The sequence below is a fragment of the Embleya hyalina genome (assembly GCF_003967355.1).
GTDB lineage: Bacteria > Actinomycetota > Actinomycetes > Streptomycetales > Streptomycetaceae > Embleya > Embleya hyalina.
The window spans coordinates 47,780-65,741 of sequence record NZ_BIFH01000037.1; the positions used below are offsets into that span (position 1 = coordinate 47,780).

17 protein-coding genes are annotated in these 17,962 nt (G+C 73.8%); 12 read left to right on the forward strand and 5 right to left on the reverse strand.

Annotation, left to right across the window (positions count from 1 at the left end; translation table 11 throughout):
• Nucleotides 1-187 precede the first annotated feature (187 nt).
• From EMA17_RS38535 to EMA17_RS38545, 3 genes are read left to right on the forward strand one after another with little or no spacing between them, the layout of a single operon-like run.
• A complete protein-coding gene (locus tag EMA17_RS38535; protein WP_126641868.1) occupies nucleotides 188-1,090 on the forward strand; it encodes an AAA family ATPase in 903 nt (300 codons plus the stop codon).
• Between the two features lies 1 nt (nucleotide 1,091).
• A complete protein-coding gene (locus EMA17_RS38540) occupies nucleotides 1,092-2,261 on the forward strand; it encodes a vWA domain-containing protein (protein WP_126641869.1) in 1,170 nt (389 codons plus the stop codon).
• Nucleotides 2,262-2,267: 6 nt separating this feature from the next.
• Complete coding sequence (locus EMA17_RS38545; RefSeq protein WP_126641870.1) at nucleotides 2,268-3,365, forward strand: XdhC family protein; 1,098 nt, start codon at nucleotides 2,268-2,270, stop codon at nucleotides 3,363-3,365.
• A gap of 24 nt (nucleotides 3,366-3,389) precedes the next feature.
• Here EMA17_RS38545 and EMA17_RS38550 read toward each other — a convergent pair whose 3' ends face one another.
• Nucleotides 3,390-4,007: a rhomboid-like protein gene (locus EMA17_RS38550; protein ID WP_307721588.1), complete on the reverse strand. Its 618-nt coding sequence runs from the start codon at nucleotides 4,005-4,007 to the stop codon at nucleotides 3,390-3,392.
• Nucleotides 4,008-4,245: 238 nt separating this feature from the next.
• On the opposite strand from EMA17_RS38550, the gene EMA17_RS38555 reads away from it, so the two are divergent.
• The 4 genes from EMA17_RS38555 to EMA17_RS53030 all read left to right on the forward strand — a co-directional run bounded on the left by EMA17_RS38555 (nucleotide 4,246) and on the right by EMA17_RS53030 (nucleotide 7,162).
• Nucleotides 4,246-5,640 carry a sensor histidine kinase gene (locus EMA17_RS38555; RefSeq protein ID WP_126641872.1) on the forward strand — a complete coding sequence of 465 codons (1,395 nt, stop codon included), beginning with the start codon at nucleotides 4,246-4,248 and terminating at the stop codon, nucleotides 5,638-5,640.
• Nucleotides 5,637-6,314: a response regulator gene (locus tag EMA17_RS38560; protein WP_126641873.1), complete on the forward strand. Its 678-nt coding sequence runs from the start codon at nucleotides 5,637-5,639 to the stop codon at nucleotides 6,312-6,314. Before EMA17_RS38555 ends, EMA17_RS38560 begins: the two co-directional genes overlap by 4 nt.
• 106 nt (nucleotides 6,315-6,420) lie before the next feature.
• Complete coding sequence (locus EMA17_RS38565) at nucleotides 6,421-6,867, forward strand: DUF4440 domain-containing protein (RefSeq protein ID WP_126641874.1); 447 nt, start codon at nucleotides 6,421-6,423, stop codon at nucleotides 6,865-6,867.
• A 139-nt stretch (nucleotides 6,868-7,006) separates the two neighbouring features.
• A complete protein-coding gene (locus EMA17_RS53030) occupies nucleotides 7,007-7,162 on the forward strand; it encodes a hypothetical protein (RefSeq protein WP_174861498.1) in 156 nt (51 codons plus the stop codon).
• Nucleotides 7,163-7,417: 255 nt separating this feature from the next.
• Here EMA17_RS53030 and EMA17_RS38575 read toward each other — a convergent pair whose 3' ends face one another.
• The 3 genes from EMA17_RS38575 to EMA17_RS52750 form a co-directional block, all read right to left on the reverse strand.
• The gene (locus tag EMA17_RS38575) at nucleotides 7,418-8,638 is read right to left on the reverse strand and encodes a lipase family protein (protein WP_126641875.1); all 1,221 of its coding nucleotides are present in this window, start codon (nucleotides 8,636-8,638) and stop codon (nucleotides 7,418-7,420) included.
• A gap of 243 nt (nucleotides 8,639-8,881) precedes the next feature.
• Nucleotides 8,882-11,470 carry a class IV lanthionine synthetase LanL gene (gene lanL, locus EMA17_RS38580; RefSeq protein WP_126641876.1) on the reverse strand — a complete coding sequence of 863 codons (2,589 nt, stop codon included), beginning with the start codon at nucleotides 11,468-11,470 and terminating at the stop codon, nucleotides 8,882-8,884.
• A gap of 191 nt (nucleotides 11,471-11,661) precedes the next feature.
• Nucleotides 11,662-11,829: an SflA family class IV lanthipeptide gene (locus tag EMA17_RS52750; protein ID WP_170222334.1), complete on the reverse strand. Its 168-nt coding sequence runs from the start codon at nucleotides 11,827-11,829 to the stop codon at nucleotides 11,662-11,664.
• Between the two features lie 367 nt (nucleotides 11,830-12,196).
• On the opposite strand from EMA17_RS52750, the gene EMA17_RS38585 reads away from it, so the two are divergent.
• From EMA17_RS38585 to EMA17_RS38600, 4 genes are all read left to right on the forward strand, one after another.
• Nucleotides 12,197-13,018 carry a phosphatase gene (locus tag EMA17_RS38585; protein ID WP_126641877.1) on the forward strand — a complete coding sequence of 274 codons (822 nt, stop codon included), beginning with the start codon at nucleotides 12,197-12,199 and terminating at the stop codon, nucleotides 13,016-13,018.
• Nucleotides 13,019-13,300: 282 nt separating this feature from the next.
• Entirely contained in the window at nucleotides 13,301-14,227 is a 927-nt protein-coding gene (locus tag EMA17_RS38590) for an alkaline phosphatase family protein (protein ID WP_126641878.1), read from the forward strand.
• Nucleotide 14,228: 1 nt separating this feature from the next.
• Nucleotides 14,229-15,494, forward strand: a complete 1,266-nt coding sequence (locus EMA17_RS38595; protein WP_174861499.1) for an MFS transporter — start codon at nucleotides 14,229-14,231, stop codon at nucleotides 15,492-15,494.
• Complete coding sequence (locus EMA17_RS38600) at nucleotides 15,491-16,516, forward strand: TolB family protein (protein WP_126641879.1); 1,026 nt, start codon at nucleotides 15,491-15,493, stop codon at nucleotides 16,514-16,516. Before EMA17_RS38595 ends, EMA17_RS38600 begins: the two co-directional genes overlap by 4 nt.
• Nucleotides 16,517-16,634: 118 nt before the next feature.
• On the opposite strand, the gene EMA17_RS38605 is transcribed toward EMA17_RS38600, so the two are convergent.
• Entirely contained in the window at nucleotides 16,635-17,072 is a 438-nt protein-coding gene (locus tag EMA17_RS38605; protein WP_126641880.1) for a DUF5997 family protein, read from the reverse strand.
• A 58-nt stretch (nucleotides 17,073-17,130) separates the two neighbouring features.
• Here EMA17_RS38605 and EMA17_RS38610 point away from each other — a divergent pair, with 58 nt between their 5' ends.
• On the forward strand, nucleotides 17,131-17,943 hold the full coding sequence (locus tag EMA17_RS38610) for a LysR substrate-binding domain-containing protein (protein WP_126641881.1): 813 nt from the start codon (nucleotides 17,131-17,133) through the stop codon (nucleotides 17,941-17,943).
• Nucleotides 17,944-17,962 lie beyond the last annotated feature (19 nt).

Genomic DNA, 17,962 nt, shown 5'->3' on the forward strand with positions numbered 1-17,962 from the left:
GGCGGCGGGATCCGCGTCGGCACGGCCCGATTCGGGCAGGTAAGAATGACAGGGATCGGGTCGCTCTTTGGCACATGTTGCCGTCGAGAGTGCGGCCGGTACAGCGTGTACTGAACACCGATCGTTCGGGCGGGGCGACGCCGAGTGCCCCCGCCCGGGCGTTACGGGTGTGGCGAAAGGTGTGGGCGTGGCGCAGGCGTGGTGGGGCGGCGAGGACGTCGACGGGCCGGAGGCGGTGGCCGCGCGCCTGGACGGCGTGGACTACCTGGCCGGGGACGGCATCGGTACCGCCGCCTATCTCGCGCTGCGGATGGGCCGGCCGCTGCTGGTCGAGGGCGAGCCCGGCGTGGGCAAGACCGCACTCGCCCAGGCCCTGGCGCAGGCGTTCGCCGTACCGCTGTTCCGACTCCAGTGCTACGAGGGCCTGGACGCCTCGCAGGCGCTCTACGACTGGGACTTCCCACGCCAGATGTTGCACCTGCGGGCGGCCGGCGCGGCGGGGGAGAGCGACGCCGCGACACTGGAGGCGGGGCTGTACGACCGGCGCTATCTGATCTCCAGGCCGGTGCTGGCGGCCATCGAGGCGTCGCCGGCGGTGCTGCTGGTGGACGAGGTGGACCGGGCCGACGACGAGTTCGACGCGTTCCTTCTGGAGGTGCTGTCCGATTTCGCGGTGACGGTGCCCGAGTTGGGGCGGATCGCCGCGGCGGTGCCGCCGCTGGTGGTGCTCACCTCCAACCGCACCCGCGAACTGCACGACGCGCTCAAGCGGCGCTGCCTGTACCACTGGCTGGACCACCCCGACCACGCCCGCGAGGTGGCCATCGTGCGCCGTCGGCTGCCCGAGGTGGGCACGAGGCTCGCCGAGGACGTGGTGCGCGCGGTGGGCCGGCTGCGCGCGGCCGACCTGGTCAAGCCGCCCGGCGTCGCGGAGACCCTGGACTGGGCGGGCGCGCTGCTCGTGCTCGGCGTGCGCGAACTGGACCCGGAGGCCGCCGCCCGCACCCTGGGCGCGGTGCTCAAGCACCGCGAGGACCTGGAGAGCGTACGGTCGGCCGGGTTCGACCGGCTGCTCGTGGCGGGCGGCTGAGATGAGCGCGCGCAGCCCCCTGGACGCCGCCACGCTGCGCGCCGCGGCGAACGCGCCGACCCGCCGGGACGGGGTGGAGGTCCTGGTCGGGTTCGCCCGCACGGTGCGGGCCGCCGGGGTCGCGGCCGACCCCGAGCGGGTACGGGTGTTCCTGGCCGCCGCCGCCGAACTGGGCGCCGATCGGCCCGAGCACACCTACTGGGCCGGGCGGCTCGCGCTGTGCTCGGCGCCGCAGGAACTGGCCCGCTACGACGCCGCGTTCGCCGCGTACTTCGGCGCCGAACAGCCGGTGCCGGGCCGCCGTCGCCCGCACGTGGACGTCGAGCGCGCGGTGGGTGTGCCGGACACGGCGTCCGCCCCGCCGCGGGAGGACGAGCGGGACGGGGAGGCGCGGGTGGCCGCCGCGGACCGGACCGAGATCCTGCGCCGGCGCGACATCGCCTCGCTCGACCCGGCCGCGCGCGCCGAACTGCGCCGACTGCTGGCGCTGCTGCGCCCGGCCGCGCCCACCCGCCGTACCCGGCGCCGCCGTCCGGCCCGACACGGCCGGATCGACCGCACCCGCACGGTGCGGGCCGCGCTGCGCACCGGCGAGTTGGACCGGTTGCACCGGGCCGAGCGCACGGTGCGACCGCGCCGCCTGGTGCTGCTCCTGGACGTCAGCGGCTCGATGGCGCCGTACGCGGACGCGCTGCTGCGACTCGGCCACGCCGCGGTGCGCCGGCGTCGGGGCACCGAGGTGTTCACCGTCGGTACCCGGCTGACCCGGATCAGCCGCGAGCTGGGCCACACCGACCCGGACCGGGCGTTGGCCGCCGCGTCCGCCGTCGTGCCCGATTTCAGCGGTGGCACCCGGCTCGGCGACCAGTTGCACGCCTTCCTGACCCACTGGGGCCGGCGCGGCGTGGCCCGGGGCGCCGTCGTGGTGATCGCCTCCGACGGCTGGGAACGCGGCGACCCCGAGCCGCTGGCGGTGGCCATGGCCCGCTTGCACCGGCTGGCGCATCGGGTGATCTGGGTCAATCCGCACCGGGCCCGGGACGGGTATCAACCCCTTGCGGCGGGTATGGCCGCGGCCCTCCCGTACGTTGACGATTTTGTGGCCGGGCACAGCCTGGCCGCCCTGGAGGAACTGTGTGCACTGCTGGTCGACGAGCGAGGGGCCCGGTGATCGGCCGTGCGTGAACTGCTTGACCACCTCGAGGCGTGGTACCGGACCGGACGTACGTTCGCCCTGGCCACGGTGGTGTCCACGCTGCGCAGCGCGCCGCGCGACGCCGGTGCGGTGATGGCCGTCTCCGCCGACGGCGTGGCGCTCGGCAGCGTGTCGGGCGGGTGCGTCGAGGGGGCGGTGTACGAGCTGGCCATGGAGGTCGTCGAGGACGGTCGACCGCGCACCGCGGCCTACGGGATCAGCGACGACGACGCGCTGATGGTGGGCCTGACCTGCGGCGGCACCCTGGAGGTGTATGTCGAGCCGGTCGATCCGAGCCGCTTCCCGGAGTTCCCGGAGCTGATCGCCGCGCTGCGCGAGGGCCACCCGATCGCGGTGGCGACGGTGGTCTCCACGCCCACGCCGGAACGACTGGGTACGCGGGTGCTGGTCGGTCCCGCCGCGAGCGACGGGGACTCGCCGCGGACGGCCTCCATACGCGCGATGCTGGACGCCGATCGCACCACGCTGGCGAGCTCGGACGGCGACGGGCTCGTCCCGGTCCGGGCGCTGGGGGTGCGGCAGGACGAGGTGGTCTTCGTACGCTCGCACCTGCCGCGTCCGCGCCTGCTGGTGTTCGGCTCCAACGACTACGCGGTGGCCATGGCCCGGGCGGGCGCGTTCGCCGGGTTCCGGGTCACCGTGTGCGACGCGCGGCCGGTGTTCGCCACCGCGGACCGCTTCCCGGGCGTGGACGAGCTGGTGGTGGACTGGCCGGACCGCTACCTGGCGGACACCCGGGTCGACGCGCGCACGGCGATCTGCGTACTCACCCACGACCCGAAATTCGATGTGCCGGTCCTGGTCCGGGCGTTGCGGATGCCGGTCGGCTACGTGGGCGCGATGGGCAGCCGCCGCGCACACGAGGACCGACTGCTGCGGTTGCGCGAGGCGGGGGTGACCGAGGCGGAACTGGAGCGTCTGCACTCCCCCATCGGTCTGGACCTGGGCGCCCGCAGCCCCCAGGAGACCGCCATCGCGGTGCTGGCCGAGATCATCCGGTCCCGCCACGGCGGCACCGCCCACTCCCTGTCCCTCACCACCGGCCGCATCCACCGCTGACCCCGACCCCGCACCACGCGGGTTTCAGCCCCCGACGGGCCCGACCGCCGGGGCCGCGCCGCGAGCGGTCCGGCCCCGGAGCGCCAGGGCGCCGCCGGTCACGGCGCCGGTGAGGCAGGCGGTCAGGTGGCCGATGTCGGCGACGTTCGCGTGGGCGAGGCCCTCCGGCCAGGAGAGCGCGTTCCAGGTCAGGAGGGTGATCGCCGGGGCGCGAATCGGCCATCGTCGGCCGGTCAGGGCGACCGCCGCCAACGCCGCGATCACCAGGTAGGACGGGCCGACGTCGGTCATGTCGCGCAGGTCGGTCGGGGCGTGGCGGAGGGCGATCCGGGCGGCGAGCAGGCCCTGGCCGACCGTTGTGCCGATCACGTGTGCCGCGCCCACGATCAGCCCGGCCCGAAGGTTGCCGAAGCGGTCGACCAGGGCGGCCAACGCGAGTACCGCGATCGTGAGGTGCGACCATCGATCGGGTTCGAGCACGAAGGCCGAGCCGGCCAGGGACTCGATCGGTCGGCCGCGCAGGTTCGTCAGGTTCGTCGAGGCCCAGTCGACCAGCGCGGCGCGCTCCGTCGGCTCGAACATCCAGGACTGCAGCGCCGTGAGCATTCCGGCCGTCAGCAGGAAGGCGATCGGCAGCGACATCGCGCGCACGCGGTCTCGGTATCCGGAGGCGACGATCGGGACCACTCCTCGAGGTTCGGCGGGAATCGGGTCCCCTCGAACCTCGCAGCCGGGCACCCGCCGGCGCGTCCGGCGCACGACAGACCGCGGTGCGTCGGTCTCGCGACGAACACCGGGTCGGGGCTACGACCTGAGAACGACTCCCGGGTGGGTCCGCAGACAGAGGCCGCGCCCGCGCCCGCGCGCGTAGCGTCGATACGTGAACCGGACCAAGCCACAGGCGTACACCTCGAACGAGGGCCCGATTCGGCGGCCGCGCCCGGCCGTGGACGTGGCGCTGACGCTCGGCATCGGCCTGCTCCTGTCGGGCGGCGTCGACCAGGTCGCGCGACGTGAACGCCTGCCCGAGGCAGTGGTGTTCGCCGCGATCTGGGTCTTCGCAGGGGTGTTCGTGCTGCGCCGATTCGCGCCGCTGAGCGCGATGGTGGTCGGCTCGGTGGTGTTGCCGGTGACGACCGTCACGCCGTGGTTCCTGCTGGTGTGGATGGCGATGGCCACGGTCGCGTACGGAGCGCAGTCGAGTACGCCGAGGGCGGCGGTGTGCGCACTGGGGACGTCCTTCGTGGCCGAGACGACGGTCGCCCTCCTGGTCGAGGCGCACGCGGGACGGCAGGCCTTCAACACCGGGTGGCCGGTACAGCTGATGATCGTGCAACTCGCCGCCTGGGTCACCGGATGGTCGGCGGCTCGGGGCCGAGCGCACACCGAGGGCCTGCGTCGTCAGGCGGAGCAGCGCGCGGCGATCCAGGTGGCCCGGGCACGGCGCGCGGTCTCCGAGGAACGCCTGGACATCGCCCGGGAGTTGCACGACGTGGTGGCGCACAGTCTCAGCGTGATCGCGGTGCAGTCCGGGGTCGGGAACCACGTGATCCATACCCGACCGGCCCAGGCCGCCGCGGCGTTGGCGGCGATCGAGGAGGTCAGCCGGTCGGCGCTGATCGAACTGCGGTCGCTGGTGGGGCTGCTCCGGGACGGCGACGCGGCGGAGTATTCGCCCGGAGCGCTGGCCGACCTGGAGGGCCTGCTCGCGCGCAGCGCCCAGGCCGGGGTACGGGTGGACGCCACGGTGAGCGGTGGCCTCGACGAACTGCCGCACGGGCTGGACCGGGCGGCGTACCGGATCGTCCAGGAGGCGCTGACCAACGTGGCCAAACACGCGGGGACCGACCGGGCCCGGCTGACGGTCTCGGTCGACGACGCCGGGATCGGGATCGAGGTCGTCGACGACGGGGCGGGGCGGGCGGAGCGGGAGCGGGTCGGGACGGATCCGGTGCGGTCGGAGTCTTCGAAGGCGACCGCAGGCCCGAACGGCGCCGCGGTTTCGCAGGGTTCGGCGACCTCGGCGACCTCGGCCGGCTCGGCCGAATCAGCCGAACCAGCCGATTCGGTGGGTTCGGCCGGGGAAGGGGAGTGGGATCGGCCCGCGGGGCACGGGCTGATCGGCATGCGGGAACGGGCCGCCCTATACGGTGGTCGGGTGAGCATCGGGCCACGCGCCGAGGGCGGCTTCCGGGTCGCGGTCTGGTTGCCGGTGCCTCGGGAACAGCCGGTATACGTGGGCGCGTTCGGCGCGGGTGGGACGGGGGCGGCGTGACGATTCGGGTGTTCGTCGCCGACGACGAGAGCCTGGTGCGCGCGGGGTTCGGCGTACTGATCGACTCCGACCCGGAGTTGACCGTGGTCGGCGAGGCCGGCAACGGGCGCGAGGCGGTGCGGCTGATCCGGGAGAGCCGTCCCGACGTGGTGCTGATGGATGTCCGGATGCCGCTGCTCGACGGCATCGAGGCGACCCGCGAAGTGATGGCCGACGGCGGTCCGAACGGGCCCCGGGTGCTGATCCTGACCACGTTCGGGCTGGACGAGTACGCCTTCGGCGCGTTGCGCGCGGGCGCCAGCGGATTCCTGCTCAAGGACACCCGCCCGGCCGAACTGCTGGCCGCGATCCGGGTGATCGCCACCGGTGAAGCGCTGTTGGCGCCGCCGGTGACGCGGCGGTTGATCGAGGAGTTCGTCAGCCGCCCCGCCGTACGGCGGCAATCGCTCGCGAGCCTGGAGAGTGTCACCGATCGCGAGCGTGAGGTGTTGTACCTGATCGCCACCGGCTTCTCCAATGCCGAGATCGCCGCGCAGTTGTTCCTCGCCGTCGGCACGGTCAAGACGCACGTCAGCCGACTGTTGACCAAGCTGGGTGCGCGGGATCGGGCCCAATTGGTCATCGCCGCCTACGAGAACGGGCTGACGGGCGGGTCGCCGACGGCTCGGGCGTGAGCGCACGGCGGTGGGCGGCGCGGGCCGGCCCCGGGTGCGCCGACGTGCGGCGCGCGGTTTCCCGATTGGCGTTGACGCCGACGTCAACCTCTAGCGTCGGGTTCCGATGCGGGACGACGGCGACGAGGGAGTGGGCGCGATGGCCGGGACGAGCGGTGTGGACACGCACGACGGGCGCGAGGTGGTCGGGGCGGATCTGGCCTTCTTCGACGCGCTGGTCCGGGCGGACGGGGCCGCGTTGGACGCGTTGCTGGCCGACGACTTCGTGCTGGTGGACGTCATGGCCGGGTCGGTGATCCCGAAGGCCGACCTGGTCCCGCTGATCGCGTCGCGGCGGCTGGAGTTCGAGACGATCGGGGCGGACGGGGAGGAGCCGTTCGTACGGTTCTTCGACGCGACGGCGATCGTGATCGGGCGTACTCGGATGTCCGGCCGCTTCGAGGGGGAGGCGTTCACCTCGCGCAGCCGCTACACCCACGTCTTCGTCACCGATCCGGCCGGGCGCGTCGGCGGGTGGACGCTGGTCAGCGCGCAGGGCACCCGGATGGAGTGATCGCGACGCGGGATCCGCCTGCGGTGGTCGGGGCGCCGGTCACCATGTGATCCATGAGTGAGCGGGGAATCGCGCTGCTCGCGGCCGGGTCGGCGCTCGCCGGTGGCCTGATCACCGGCTGGTTCGCCCGCGTGCCGGGATGCGTCGGCCCGACGCATCCCGGCACGCGGGCGACCGGCAGGCGGACGCCCTCCTGGAGACCGTTCGCACCACGCTGGACGAACAACGCGCGGAGCGACCGACCGACGCCCGCCGCCGGACCTGTCTGCGTTTCCTCGAAGCGGCCGAGACCTGATCCCGACCCGCCGCACCGGCAGCGGCGGCGGCCACGACGACCTGCCCGCGTTGCAACGGGCGTTCGGCGCGCTCCGGTTGGAGGGCCGGACGAAGCGACCGACGCGGTCCGCGCGTTCGTCGCCGAGCCGCGTCGGAACGGCCCCTTCGACGAGCTGGAGCGGCTACGCGTGGCCCTGCCGTCCGCCGCGCGGCCCGCCCCGGTCCGGCGCCGAACCCGCCGTCACCGGGGCGGCCCAGTCGGGCGCCGGCCGAGTCACGTGTGGTCGGCGAACCACGCAAGCACGAGTGGCGCCGAGCCGATCCCGGACGGATAGTGCCCGATGTCGCCGAGATCGGTCACCCGGACGTCGGCGCCGCGCGCGCTCAGCGTGCGGGCGCAACTCTCGGTGTTGGCGAACGGCACCTCCCGGTCGCCCCGGGCCGCGAAGAGCACGACGGGCACACGCGGGCGCCACGCACAGGTCGTGTCGTTCTCGCGCATCGCGGCGAGGAAGCGGCCGGCGGCCTCGTTGCGGCCGGCCAGGAACTCCGCCTGGAACAGCGCCTCGCGACGGTCGGGAAGACCGGCCAGGATCTGCTCCTCGGTATGCCGCCCGTCGAACAGCCGCAGCACGTTGGCCACTTGGTCCGGCAGGAAGACCTCCTCGGGGTGCCGGTACAGGGGACGCGCCGCGTTCCAGCCCAGGACCAGATAGCCGAGCGCGAGGTTGACCGCGCGTGCGTCGCCGGTGGTACCCATGGCGGCCGGCAACATCACCCCCTCCAGGTCGTAGGGCCCACTCGCCGGGGCCAGCCCGCCCAGGGTCAGCCGTGGATCGGCGCCCGCGTCCAGGGCCTTGGCCAGCGCCATCGCGGCGTGCCCGCCCTGGGAGAACCCGGTGACCAGGACCCGCTCGTCGAGCCGCACACCCTCGCGCCGGGCCGGTTCGCGCGCCGCCCGCAGCAGGTCGACGGACGCCGACGCCTCGGACGCGGCGTGATCGTACGGGTGCCGGCCCGGACCCAGACCGAGGCCGAGGTAGTCCGGCGCCACGGTGAAGTAGCCCGCGCCCGCGTAGAAGAGCGGGAACGCCCGGTTGTCGTCGGCCCGTTCCCCGGACGGCGCGCCGACCTTCTCCACCGTGGTCCCGTGCTCGAAGGCGAGCACCCGCTGCGTCCGGGCCCCGCCCCGGGGCACCGCGACCAGGCCGCTTGCCACGGTCGGCCGCCCGGCCGCGTCGATCGTGCGGTAGACCACGACATAGGTGACCACGCCGTATTCGGCGGCCGGTGCGTTCAGGTCGTACGGCGACAACTGCTCGCGGACCCGGTCCCGATCCAGGACGTCCACGCGGCGTACCGAGACCACGCTGCCCCGCCCGTACGCGGGAGCCCGCTCGGTGTCGGCGACGGCCGCCCGGCTCCCGGAGGGCGCCGCGTCGGGCCGGCCGGCGGCATGCGCCGGTACCGCGCCGTTCGCGAGCAGTAGCAGCAACGCCGCGCCCGCCGGCCCGGCGACGGCCCGACCCCATCGGCGCCGCCGGGTCGTCGACGCCCTCCCGCCGGTGCGCAAGGTTGTACGAACTCGCTTCGTGTCTAGGGCATTTGGTGCCGCGTTCTGAGCAAATCGCATACCCGGACGCTAGCCGGCCGGGAAGCTCCCGGCACTCCGGTCACGCCCACCTTCGCAGTGGGCCCGGACCCACCCCGAACCGGAGGCCACCACCAAACGCGCCGCTCAGGGACCCGTCGACGGAGCCAACAGCCTCGGCCCGCCGCGCTGTCGCACCCGTCGGAAGAAGGAGAGGACACCCGCGCCGCCCGTGGCCCACGCCGGGCTCGACGCGGCGCGGGTGTTGTCCGGGAGCAGGGGGCGGCGTGTGCTGCCGCCGCTGCGCGCCAGGATCAGGCCGATCACGTCCTCGGCGGCCCGCCACAGTTCGTCGTCGCCGGTCGCGACGGCGGCGTCCACGAGCAGTTCGCCGATGCCGGACAGGCCGCAACACTGGGACACCAGGCTCATCCGCGGCGCGAGGGAGTGGCACAACCGGGCGCAGCGCAGGCCGAGTTCGAGCAGTTTCGGGTCCCGATCCGCGGCCCCGGCGGCGATCAGCGTCGTACCGATGCCGGCCATGCCGCGGCACCATGACCCGAAGTTCCGGGCGGCGCCGGGGAGTGCGGCCGAGGCGAGCAGGTCGGGGGTGCGCGCGGCGAGGTCGGCCAGACCCTCCCGGGCGGCGGCGTGCACGGCCGGCGCCGCGTCGGGGTCGGTGCGCCGGTACGTGTCGAGGAAGTACACGATGCCGGCCCGACCGTGCGCGAACCCGTGGGCGTAGGCCGCGCGGGAGGAGGCCGGGGGCAGCCCGAGTTCGTCGGGTCCGGGCTCGCCCTGCCGGGCCAGGAGCATGCCGGCGCGGTCCGCGGCGGCGGCCAGGTGCACCCCCGCCCGCTCCGGGTCGCCCGCCGCCCGGGCCGCGGCGGCCAGCAGCAGGTGCCCGGTACCGCCGCCGGCCGCGCCGCCGATCTGGTCGCCGGTGTCGTCGTAGGGCCCGGCCGCGGTCGGCGTGTTCGGGGCCGGCGCACCGCCCGGGAGGTCGGCGGCGGCCCGGAGGAAGAGGTCGATGCCGGTGCGGCCGGTGTACAACGTGTCGGAGAGGTCGCCGAGTTCGGGGTGGGCCGCGGTGCGCCGGGCGAGGTGCGCGACGGCGGTGGCGACGTCCGGGCGGTCGGTGTGGCGCAGCAGTTCGAGGCCGACGCCGGCGGCGCCCACGTACAGGGTCAGCGTCGAGCCGGGACGCGGACCCGAGGCGGCGGGCCAGTCGGCGACACCCCGGACACAGGCGGCGACGGTGTGGCCGATCACGTCGTCCAGGAGCGTGGGGGTGACCCGGGGCGGCGCCGGCAGTCGGCGGGCGGGCATCGGCTCGGGCTGCCCCGCACGCAACCGCCGCGCACAGGCTGACCGTTCGGCCGGATCCGGGCTGAGCAGCGCGGCGACCATGGCCCGGACCGGCCGATGGCCGACCCCGGGCAGCGCGGCCGCCAGGCAGGCGAGCGTACGGTGCCGGTTCACCGCCGGATCGGGGTCGACGATCACCGGGTCGAGGCCGGTCAGCGCGTAGTGCAGGGTGGCGCCCAGCGCGTACAGGTCGTCGACCGGGACGGGCGAGACGCCGTCCGGACCGGGTGCCGGGGTGTAGCCGGGGGTGCCGCCGGCCGGGCGGCGGGTGTCCAGCGCGCTGATCCCGAAGTCGACGATCCGGGCGTTGCCATCGGCGTCCAGCACCACGTTGCCCGGTTTGAGGTCGCACACCACCACGCCGCGCTCGTGGATGCCGTCGAGCACCGCGAGCAGTCGGCGGGCCAGGTCGGAGATCCGCCGGCCGGAGCGGGCGTCGCCCGGGTAGGGGCCGTGGCCGAGCACGTCGCGGCGCAGGTCGCCGGGGCCGCAGTCGGTGGTGACCAGGTACTCGTCCTCGCCGTGCCGCAGGTGGTCGATCACCCGGGGGACGCCGTCGAGACCGGACAGCGCGCCCAATACCGCGCGTTCGTGGCGCAGCCGGTCCCTGGCGTCGAGTCCGCCGCCGTCCTCCCCGGCGTACGCCCGGGCCTGCTTGACCACGACGCGGTCGCCGGTCGCGGTGTCGAGGGCGCGGTAGACGTCGCCGTGCGGGGAGCGGGCGATGCCGCCGGTGAGCCGGTACCGGCCGCCGATCAGCCGGGCGGTGCGGCCGGGCGCGGGCGCGGCGGCGCCGAACGGGTCGGCGGCCCACGGGGGCTGCCGGTAGCGCACGGTGGCCCGCCCCGGGAAGCGCTGTCCGTCGGGGCCGGTCATCACCAGCGCCGCGTCGTCGCCGCCGCTCGCCCGGAAGGGCCCGTACCGGTAGTAGACGGGGGCGTCGGGGCGGACCCGGCGATCGCCGAGCACACGCGGCCCGCCGCGACCGGCCAGCACCTCGGCGAGTTCGCGGCCCAGCGCGGTCACGTCCTTCTCGCGCGGGTAGACGGTGATCGCCTTGCCGACGAGGGCGGGATCGCGGACGCCGGCGTTGATCTCCTCCAGCACGGCGGTGCCGGCCGCGAACTTGGCCAGGCAGGTGTACCGCAGCAGCACCGGGACCAGCAGGTCCAGGGTCTCGGTGAAGTCCTCGGGGCGGGTCGAGACGTGCAGCTTCCAGCCGTGGTCCAGCGCGGGCATGTTCGGATCGAACAGGTGGAGCCAGACCGAATCCGCACGGTGGCGTCGATCGTGGCCGGCGATCAGCGCGTCCAGGCGCCGACTCAGGTCCTGTACGGATCCGTCGGGCACCGCCCGCACCTTGCCCACGTCCGCTCCTTGCCGTTCCGGGTCGGGTGGTTCCGAACACACCGTCCGCCGAGCGACCGCCCGTCCGCCGCCGGCGTCCGCGCGGCCGGCGTGCCCGGTACGGGACCGCGCGCCCCGCGCGGATGCGTGTGCTCCGTGCGGGGCGGCCGGATCGATGGGCTCCGGGCCGGATCCGGTGTTCGGCGGGAGGGTCAGGCCCAGTCGCACCCCACGCGGGTGGTGGCGGTCACCCACGGCTCGGCCAGACACGACTCGATCCGGCGTTCCGGGTTGGTCTCGTCCTCGAACTCGACCAGTTCCTCCTCGACCTCGACATCGAGCGGACCGGCGTCGCGGATCTCTACCTTCACGGGGCTCATTTCGATCCTTCCTGCGGCAGTGGCGGGCAGATCAGTACACGAACCTTCGCGGTGGTCGGCCGTCCCCGGTCGCCGCCCGCACCTGTGTCCTCCGGTGCTGGTGGGGCGGGTGGGCCGCCGTTCCGCGCCAATAGTCTCCACGCTGCGCAACAAAAGGAGAACGTCACGAATCGGTCGACTTATGGCGTGATTTCGCGTGCGTGAACGGGATTCGACGACCCCGATTCGGGACACGGGCAGGGGCCGCCGAAAGACCCGACGCCGACCCCGACGCGATCACCGCGTCGGCGGGCCGCGCAACCGCCCCGCCGGCCCCGGGGTGGGGGCGCCGGCCACCGGGTGGTTGTCGTGTGCGCACAATGGCGGCATGACGACGCCGAACATCCCACCGTCGCCCGACGAGTTGCTCCGGCACCTGATTGCGACCCGCATCGCGGGCCCGATCGCCACCCCACGAGAGGTCAACCTCCGGCACTACGCCGAACTGGTCCGCGGAAACCTGCGTTTTTGGCTCGGCCTGGACCTGGGCGACCGCTGGAAGACCGAGGAGGACGTGCTCGCCGTGATGGCCGAGCGCGCGGGCGTGGACCCGAACCCCGCTCATCGCACCGGCCAGGACACCATCGACCCCGACCTGACCCTGGCCGCCCTCGACCGGATGGCCGCCGTACTGCGCGACGCCGCGGCCCGCCGACTGCACGTCCTCGTCGCCACCGGCCATCCCGGCGGCCTGCTCGACGTACACCGCGCCATCGCCGAGTCGCTGAGCACGGCCGGCGCCACCGTCGTCGACATCCCGCGCGACCTGCGCACCACCGAGGGCGACGACGAAACCTGGGGCGACGTCCGCCAGTTCGGCGGCGTCGCGGTCCTGGAGCGCGGGGCCACGCTGTGGCACACGCACGCCCCGCAACCGATGAGCGCGATCCTGGACGCGCTCGCAGAGAGCGGCCGACCCCGCCCCGACCTCGTGGTCGCCGACCACGGCTGGGCGGGCCGTGCCGGGCAACACGGCATCCCCACCGTCGCGTTCGCCGACAGCAACGACCCGGCGCTGTTCCTCGGCGAGGCCGAGGGCACCGTCACGGTGACCGTTCCGCTCGACGACCACATCGTCGACGCCCGCGACTACGCCCCGATGACCGCCTATCTCCTGGCGGCCGCCGGCCTGTCCGCCGAGTCCCGCTGACCGCACCGATCCGCCGCCCGCCCGGCCCGGGACACCATCGTGTCCCGGGCCGTTGTCGTGCCCGCGCCGTCATCGTCCGCGCGCCGCCGTCGCCACGTGACCGGTGCGGCCGGGTGCGCCGTACGGCGATCGACGTTCGATCGACGTTCGATCGACGGGTTGGCGACCGGCGGCCGCCGGTTCGTTCGTACGAACTTCACGTTCCGGATCCTCCCGGACGAACCCGACGATTCCCTAGCGTCTGGGATGCACCATCGCGCACGCGGTATTCCACTCACTCCGATGTCACAGGAGACAACCGTGTCCGACTGGTCCATATCCCGACGCAGACACCCCGTCCGCGGCCACGTCCGCACCCACAACCGTGCCGCCCTGGCCCTCGCCGCGGCCCTGGTCGCCGCCTGGGCCTTCGTCGCCGGCGCGCCCACCGCCCGAGCCGCGGGCGGTGTACCCACTCCCGACCACACCATCGTCGTGGTCTTCGAGAACCACGCCTACAGCCAGGTCATCGGCAGCTCCAACGCGCCGTACATCAACTCGCTGAAGACCGGCGGCGCCAACCTCGGCCAGTTCTACGCCGAGACCCATCCCAGCCAGCCCAACTACCTGGCGATGTTCTCCGGTTCCACCCAGGGCATCACGGACGACAGCTGTTACAGCCCCGGGTTCAGCTCCGCTCCCAACCTCGCCTCGGAACTGATCGCGGTCGGCGCGACCTGGGCGAGCTACAACGAGTCGTTGCCCGCCCAGGGTTCGACCGTGTGCTCCAGCGGCCAGTACGCGCGCAAGCACAACCCCTGGTTCGCCTTCTCCAACGTGCCGACCTCCACCGCGAAGACCTTCGCGCAGTTCCCGACGAACTACACCACCCTGCCCAAGGTCTCCTTCGTGGTCCCGAACCTGTGCAACGACATGCACGACTGCTCGGTGCACACGGGCGACACCTGGTTGCAGAACAACCTCGGCGCGTATGCCACCTGGGCCAAGACGCACAACAGCCTCCTGGTGGTCACCTTCGACGAGGACAACCGGTTGAGCGGCAACCGCATCGCGACCGTCCTGTACGGACAGCAGGTGGTCGCGGGCGGTTCGAGCTCCACCACCTACAACCACTACAACCTGCTCCGCACGATCGAGGACATGTACGGCACCTCGCACGCCGGACAGGCCGGATCCGCCACCGACATCACCGGGATCTGGGTCCCCTGACGTGTATGTCGCGGACAGTCGCGGTACCGCCGCGCCGGACGCCGCCCGGAGCCCCCGCTCCGGGCGGCGTTCCGTCCTCGCCCCCTCCGCCGTCGCCCCCACGGTGCTGGCGCTGGGCACGGTCAGCCTGGTCACCGACGTCTCCTCGGAGATGGTCGCGGCCGTGCTGCCGCTCTACCTGGTGGCCGGACTGGGCCTGTCCCCACTGGGTTTCGGCCTTCTCGACGGGATCTACAACGGCGTCAGCGCGCTGGTCCGCCTGGTCGGCGGGCACCTCGCCGACCGGGGCGGCCGGCACAAGACGGTCGCCGCGCTCGGCTACGGCATGTCGGCGGCATGCAAACCGCTGCTGCTCGTGGTCGGTTCGCTGCCGCTGATCGGCATGGTGCTGGCCGCCGACCGCACCGGCAAGGGACTGCGCACCGCGCCGCGCGACGCGCTGATCTCGCTGTCCTGCGAACCCGCGGACCGCGGGCGGGCGTTCGGCGTACACCGGGCGATGGACACCGCGGGCGCGCTGCTCGGCCCGCTCGTCGCGTTCGCGATCCTGCGCGCCACCGTCGACGGCTACGACGCGGTGTTCCTGGTCGCCTTCTGTATCGCCGTACTCGGCCTGCTCGTTCTGCTGCTGTTCGTACCGGCCCGCCCGGTCCCCCTGCCCGCACAGGCGTCCCGTCCCTCGCTGCGGGCCGCCGTCGCACTGCTGCGCCGCACCGACGTGCGCCGTCTCGCCGGATGCGCGCTGCTCCTCGGACTGGCCACGGTCAGCGACTCGTTCGTGTACCTGCTGCTCCAGCGCCGACTCGGTGTCGCCGACCGGTGGTTCGCGCTGCTGCCGCTCGGCACCGCCTCGGCGTTCCTGCTCCTGGCCATCCCGCTGGGCCGACTCGCCGATCGGATCGGACGGCAACGGGTCTTCCTGGGCGGGCACTTCGCCCTGCTCGTGGCCTATGTGTCGTTGCTCTCGGGGGCCGACGCGGCCTGGCTGCCGTGTGTCGTGCTCACGCTGCACGGCTGCTTCTACGCCGCCACCGACGGGGTGCTGATGGCCGCTGCCGCCGAGGTGGTTCCGGCCGAACTTCGGGGCAGCGGACTGGCGTTGGTGCAGACCGGACAGGCCCTGGCCCGCTTCGTCTGCTCGATCGCCTTCGGTGCCGCCTGGACCGCCTTCGGCGACCGCACCGCACTCACCTCCGCCGCGGTCGCGCTGACCGTGTGTGCGACCGGCGCCCTGCTGCTGCGCCCGGTCGCGGAAAGGTCGCCATGACACTTCGCCGCAAGTTGTCCGTGCTCGCCGCCGCGATCACGGTCCTGGCCGTGATCGCCGTCGCGGCCGTACTGCACGCCGTGCACCGCACCGACCGCAAGAACCGTCCGCGGCCGGGCGGCCCCGCCGTGGCCGCCGGTCCCGTCTCGCTCGGCACGACCGCCGAGCCACTGCTGATGTTCCGGAACCTGGCCTGGGGGCCGCACCGGGACGAGTTGGCCACGGTACGCGCGGCCGACCCGGACGGGGCGCGGACCGCGTCCGGGGTCAAGTGCCTGCGTTTTCACGCCGCGGCGGGTACCGGGATCTGCCTTCGGGCCGAACACGGCACGCTCCGGGAGAACTACCGCGCGGTGGTGCTGGACGCCGGACTGCACGAGCGGGCCACGTACGCGCTGCCCGGCATCCCGTCCCGAGCCCGGGTCTCGCCGTCGGGCGCGCTGGTCGCGTGGACGGTCTTCGTCGGCGGCGACTCGTACGCGGGCGCCGACTTCTCCACCCGCACCGGCATCCTCGATCTGCGCGACGGAAAACTGATCACGTCCCTGGAGGACTTCACCGTGATCCGCGACGGCGCCGACCGATCCGCCCCCGCCGACGCCAACTTCTGGGGGGTCACCTTCGCCGACGACCGGGTCTTCTACGCCACGATGGCCACCGGGGGCCATACCCACCTGGTCCGGGGCGACTTGCGAGAGCGCACGGTGACCTCGGTGCACACCAACGTCGAGTGTCCGTCGTTGTCGCCGGACGGGGCCACCATCGTCTACAAGAAGCGCGTCGAGGGCGCGTCGGCGGATGCGCCCTGGCGGCTGTACGCGCTCGATCCGCGCTCGATGGCCGAGACCGCGCTCGCCGAATCACGCAGCGTGGACGACCAGGTGGTGTGGTCGGATCCGCACACGGTGGTCTACGCGCTGCCGGGTGACTACGGGGCGGATCTGTACGCGCTGCCGGCGGACGGGTCGGGGGCGCCCCGGCGGTTGACGACGGCGGCGGTGGCGCCGGCGTACCTGGGCTGACGGGGCTGCCGGGCCGACGACGCCGGAAGGGGTCGCCCGGGCGGGCCGGGCGACCGTCGGGGGTTGGGCCGGGCCGAATCGGGAGCGGGGGCCGGCGCGGGGGAACGAGGCGGACGGGTCAGGAACGGGGGCGGCGGGCCGGGGCGGGGCGCGCGGTGGGGCGCTCCTGCTCCTTGGCCTCCCTGGCCTGGTTCTTCTCCTTGATCCGGACCGCTTCCTTGCGGACGTCGGCCTGGACTGCGCGCTCGTGGAGCAGCCACTCCGGGCCCTCCTCCTTCAGCGCGTCGATCTGCTCGGTGGTCAGCGCCTCGGTGATCCCGCCGCGCGCGAGCCCGGCGATGGACACGCCCAGCTTCACCGCGACCACGGGCCGGGGGTGCGGGCCGTTGGCGCGCAGCTCGCGCAGCCACTGCGGCGGGTCGGCCTGAAGTGCGTTCAGTTCGTCGCGGGAGACGACACCTTCCCGGAACTCGGCGGGGGTGGCCTCGAGGTATACGCCCAGCTTCTTCGCCGCGGTCGCGGGCTTCATCGTCTGGGTGGTCTTGTGCGACGTCATGGGGTCAAGAGTAGCGACCGTGTGCGGTGCCACCGATCATGGCCGGTAACCTGACGTGGTGACAGGCGCGGAAACACCCTCTTCGTTCCGGCTCGCCTACGTTCCGGGGGTGACCCCCGCCAAATGGGTGCGGATCTGGAACGAGCGGCTGCCCGACGTGCCCCTGGCGTTGCTCGCGGTGACCGCCGCCGAGGCGGCCGAGGCCCTGCGGAGCGGCGGCGCCGACGCGGGTCTGGTGCGGTTGCCGATGGATCGGACCGGGTTGAACACGATCCCCATGTACACCGAGACCACCGTGGTCGTGCTCCCCAAGGACCACGACGTGACGGCGGTCGACGAGGTCTCCGTGGAGGACCTGGCCGACTTCGTGCTGCTGCACCCCCTGGACGACCCGCTCGACTGGACCGGCGGCCCGCCCGGCGTGCCGGCCAAGGAGCGGCCGGCGACCACGGCGGACGCGATCGAGCTGGTGGCGGCCGGGGTGGGGCTGCTGATCGTCCCGCAGTCGTTGGCCCGACTGCACCACCGCAAGGACCTGACGTATCGGCCGCTGGCCGGGGCCGGCGAGACGACCGACGAGGCCGCCGGGACTGCCGGGACCGTCGAGGTGCCGCAGTCGCGGGTCGCGCTGGCCTGGCCGGAGGGGGAGCCCTCCGAGCTGATGGAGGAGTTCATCGGGATCGTCCGGGGGCGGACGGTGAACAGCTCGCGCGGACGTACGCCCACCCCGCCGCAGCCCAAGTCGGCGAAGGCGGCGGCCAAACGCCCCGACGCGCGCCGCAAGCCGGGCGGCGCCGGCACGGCCGGCCGAGGTGCACGCGGCGCCGGTGCCGGCAAAAGCGCCAAACGCGGAAAACCCCGCGGCCGCTGACCGAACCGGATCCCCACGC

Bases quoted from the DNA above. Each gene is read 5' to 3' on its own strand.
- EMA17_RS38540 (WP_126641869.1), top strand. From the start codon at position 1,092: ATGAGCGCGCGCAGCCCCCTGGACGCCGCCACGCTGCGCGCCGCGGCG.
- EMA17_RS38550 (WP_307721588.1), bottom strand. From the start codon at position 4,007: ATGTCGCTGCCGATCGCCTTCCTGCTGACGGCCGGAATGCTCACGGCG.
- EMA17_RS38565 (WP_126641874.1), top strand. From the start codon at position 6,421: ATGCGGGACGACGGCGACGAGGGAGTGGGCGCGATGGCCGGGACGAGC.
- EMA17_RS53030 (WP_174861498.1), top strand. From the start codon at position 7,007: ATGCGTCGGCCCGACGCATCCCGGCACGCGGGCGACCGGCAGGCGGAC.
- EMA17_RS52750 (WP_170222334.1), bottom strand. From the start codon at position 11,829: ATGAGCCCCGTGAAGGTAGAGATCCGCGACGCCGGTCCGCTCGATGTC.
- EMA17_RS38585 (WP_126641877.1), top strand. From the start codon at position 12,197: ATGACGACGCCGAACATCCCACCGTCGCCCGACGAGTTGCTCCGGCAC.
- EMA17_RS38590 (WP_126641878.1), top strand. From the start codon at position 13,301: ATGTCACAGGAGACAACCGTGTCCGACTGGTCCATATCCCGACGCAGA.
- EMA17_RS38600 (WP_126641879.1), top strand. From the start codon at position 15,491: ATGACACTTCGCCGCAAGTTGTCCGTGCTCGCCGCCGCGATCACGGTC.
- EMA17_RS38605 (WP_126641880.1), bottom strand. From the start codon at position 17,072: ATGACGTCGCACAAGACCACCCAGACGATGAAGCCCGCGACCGCGGCG.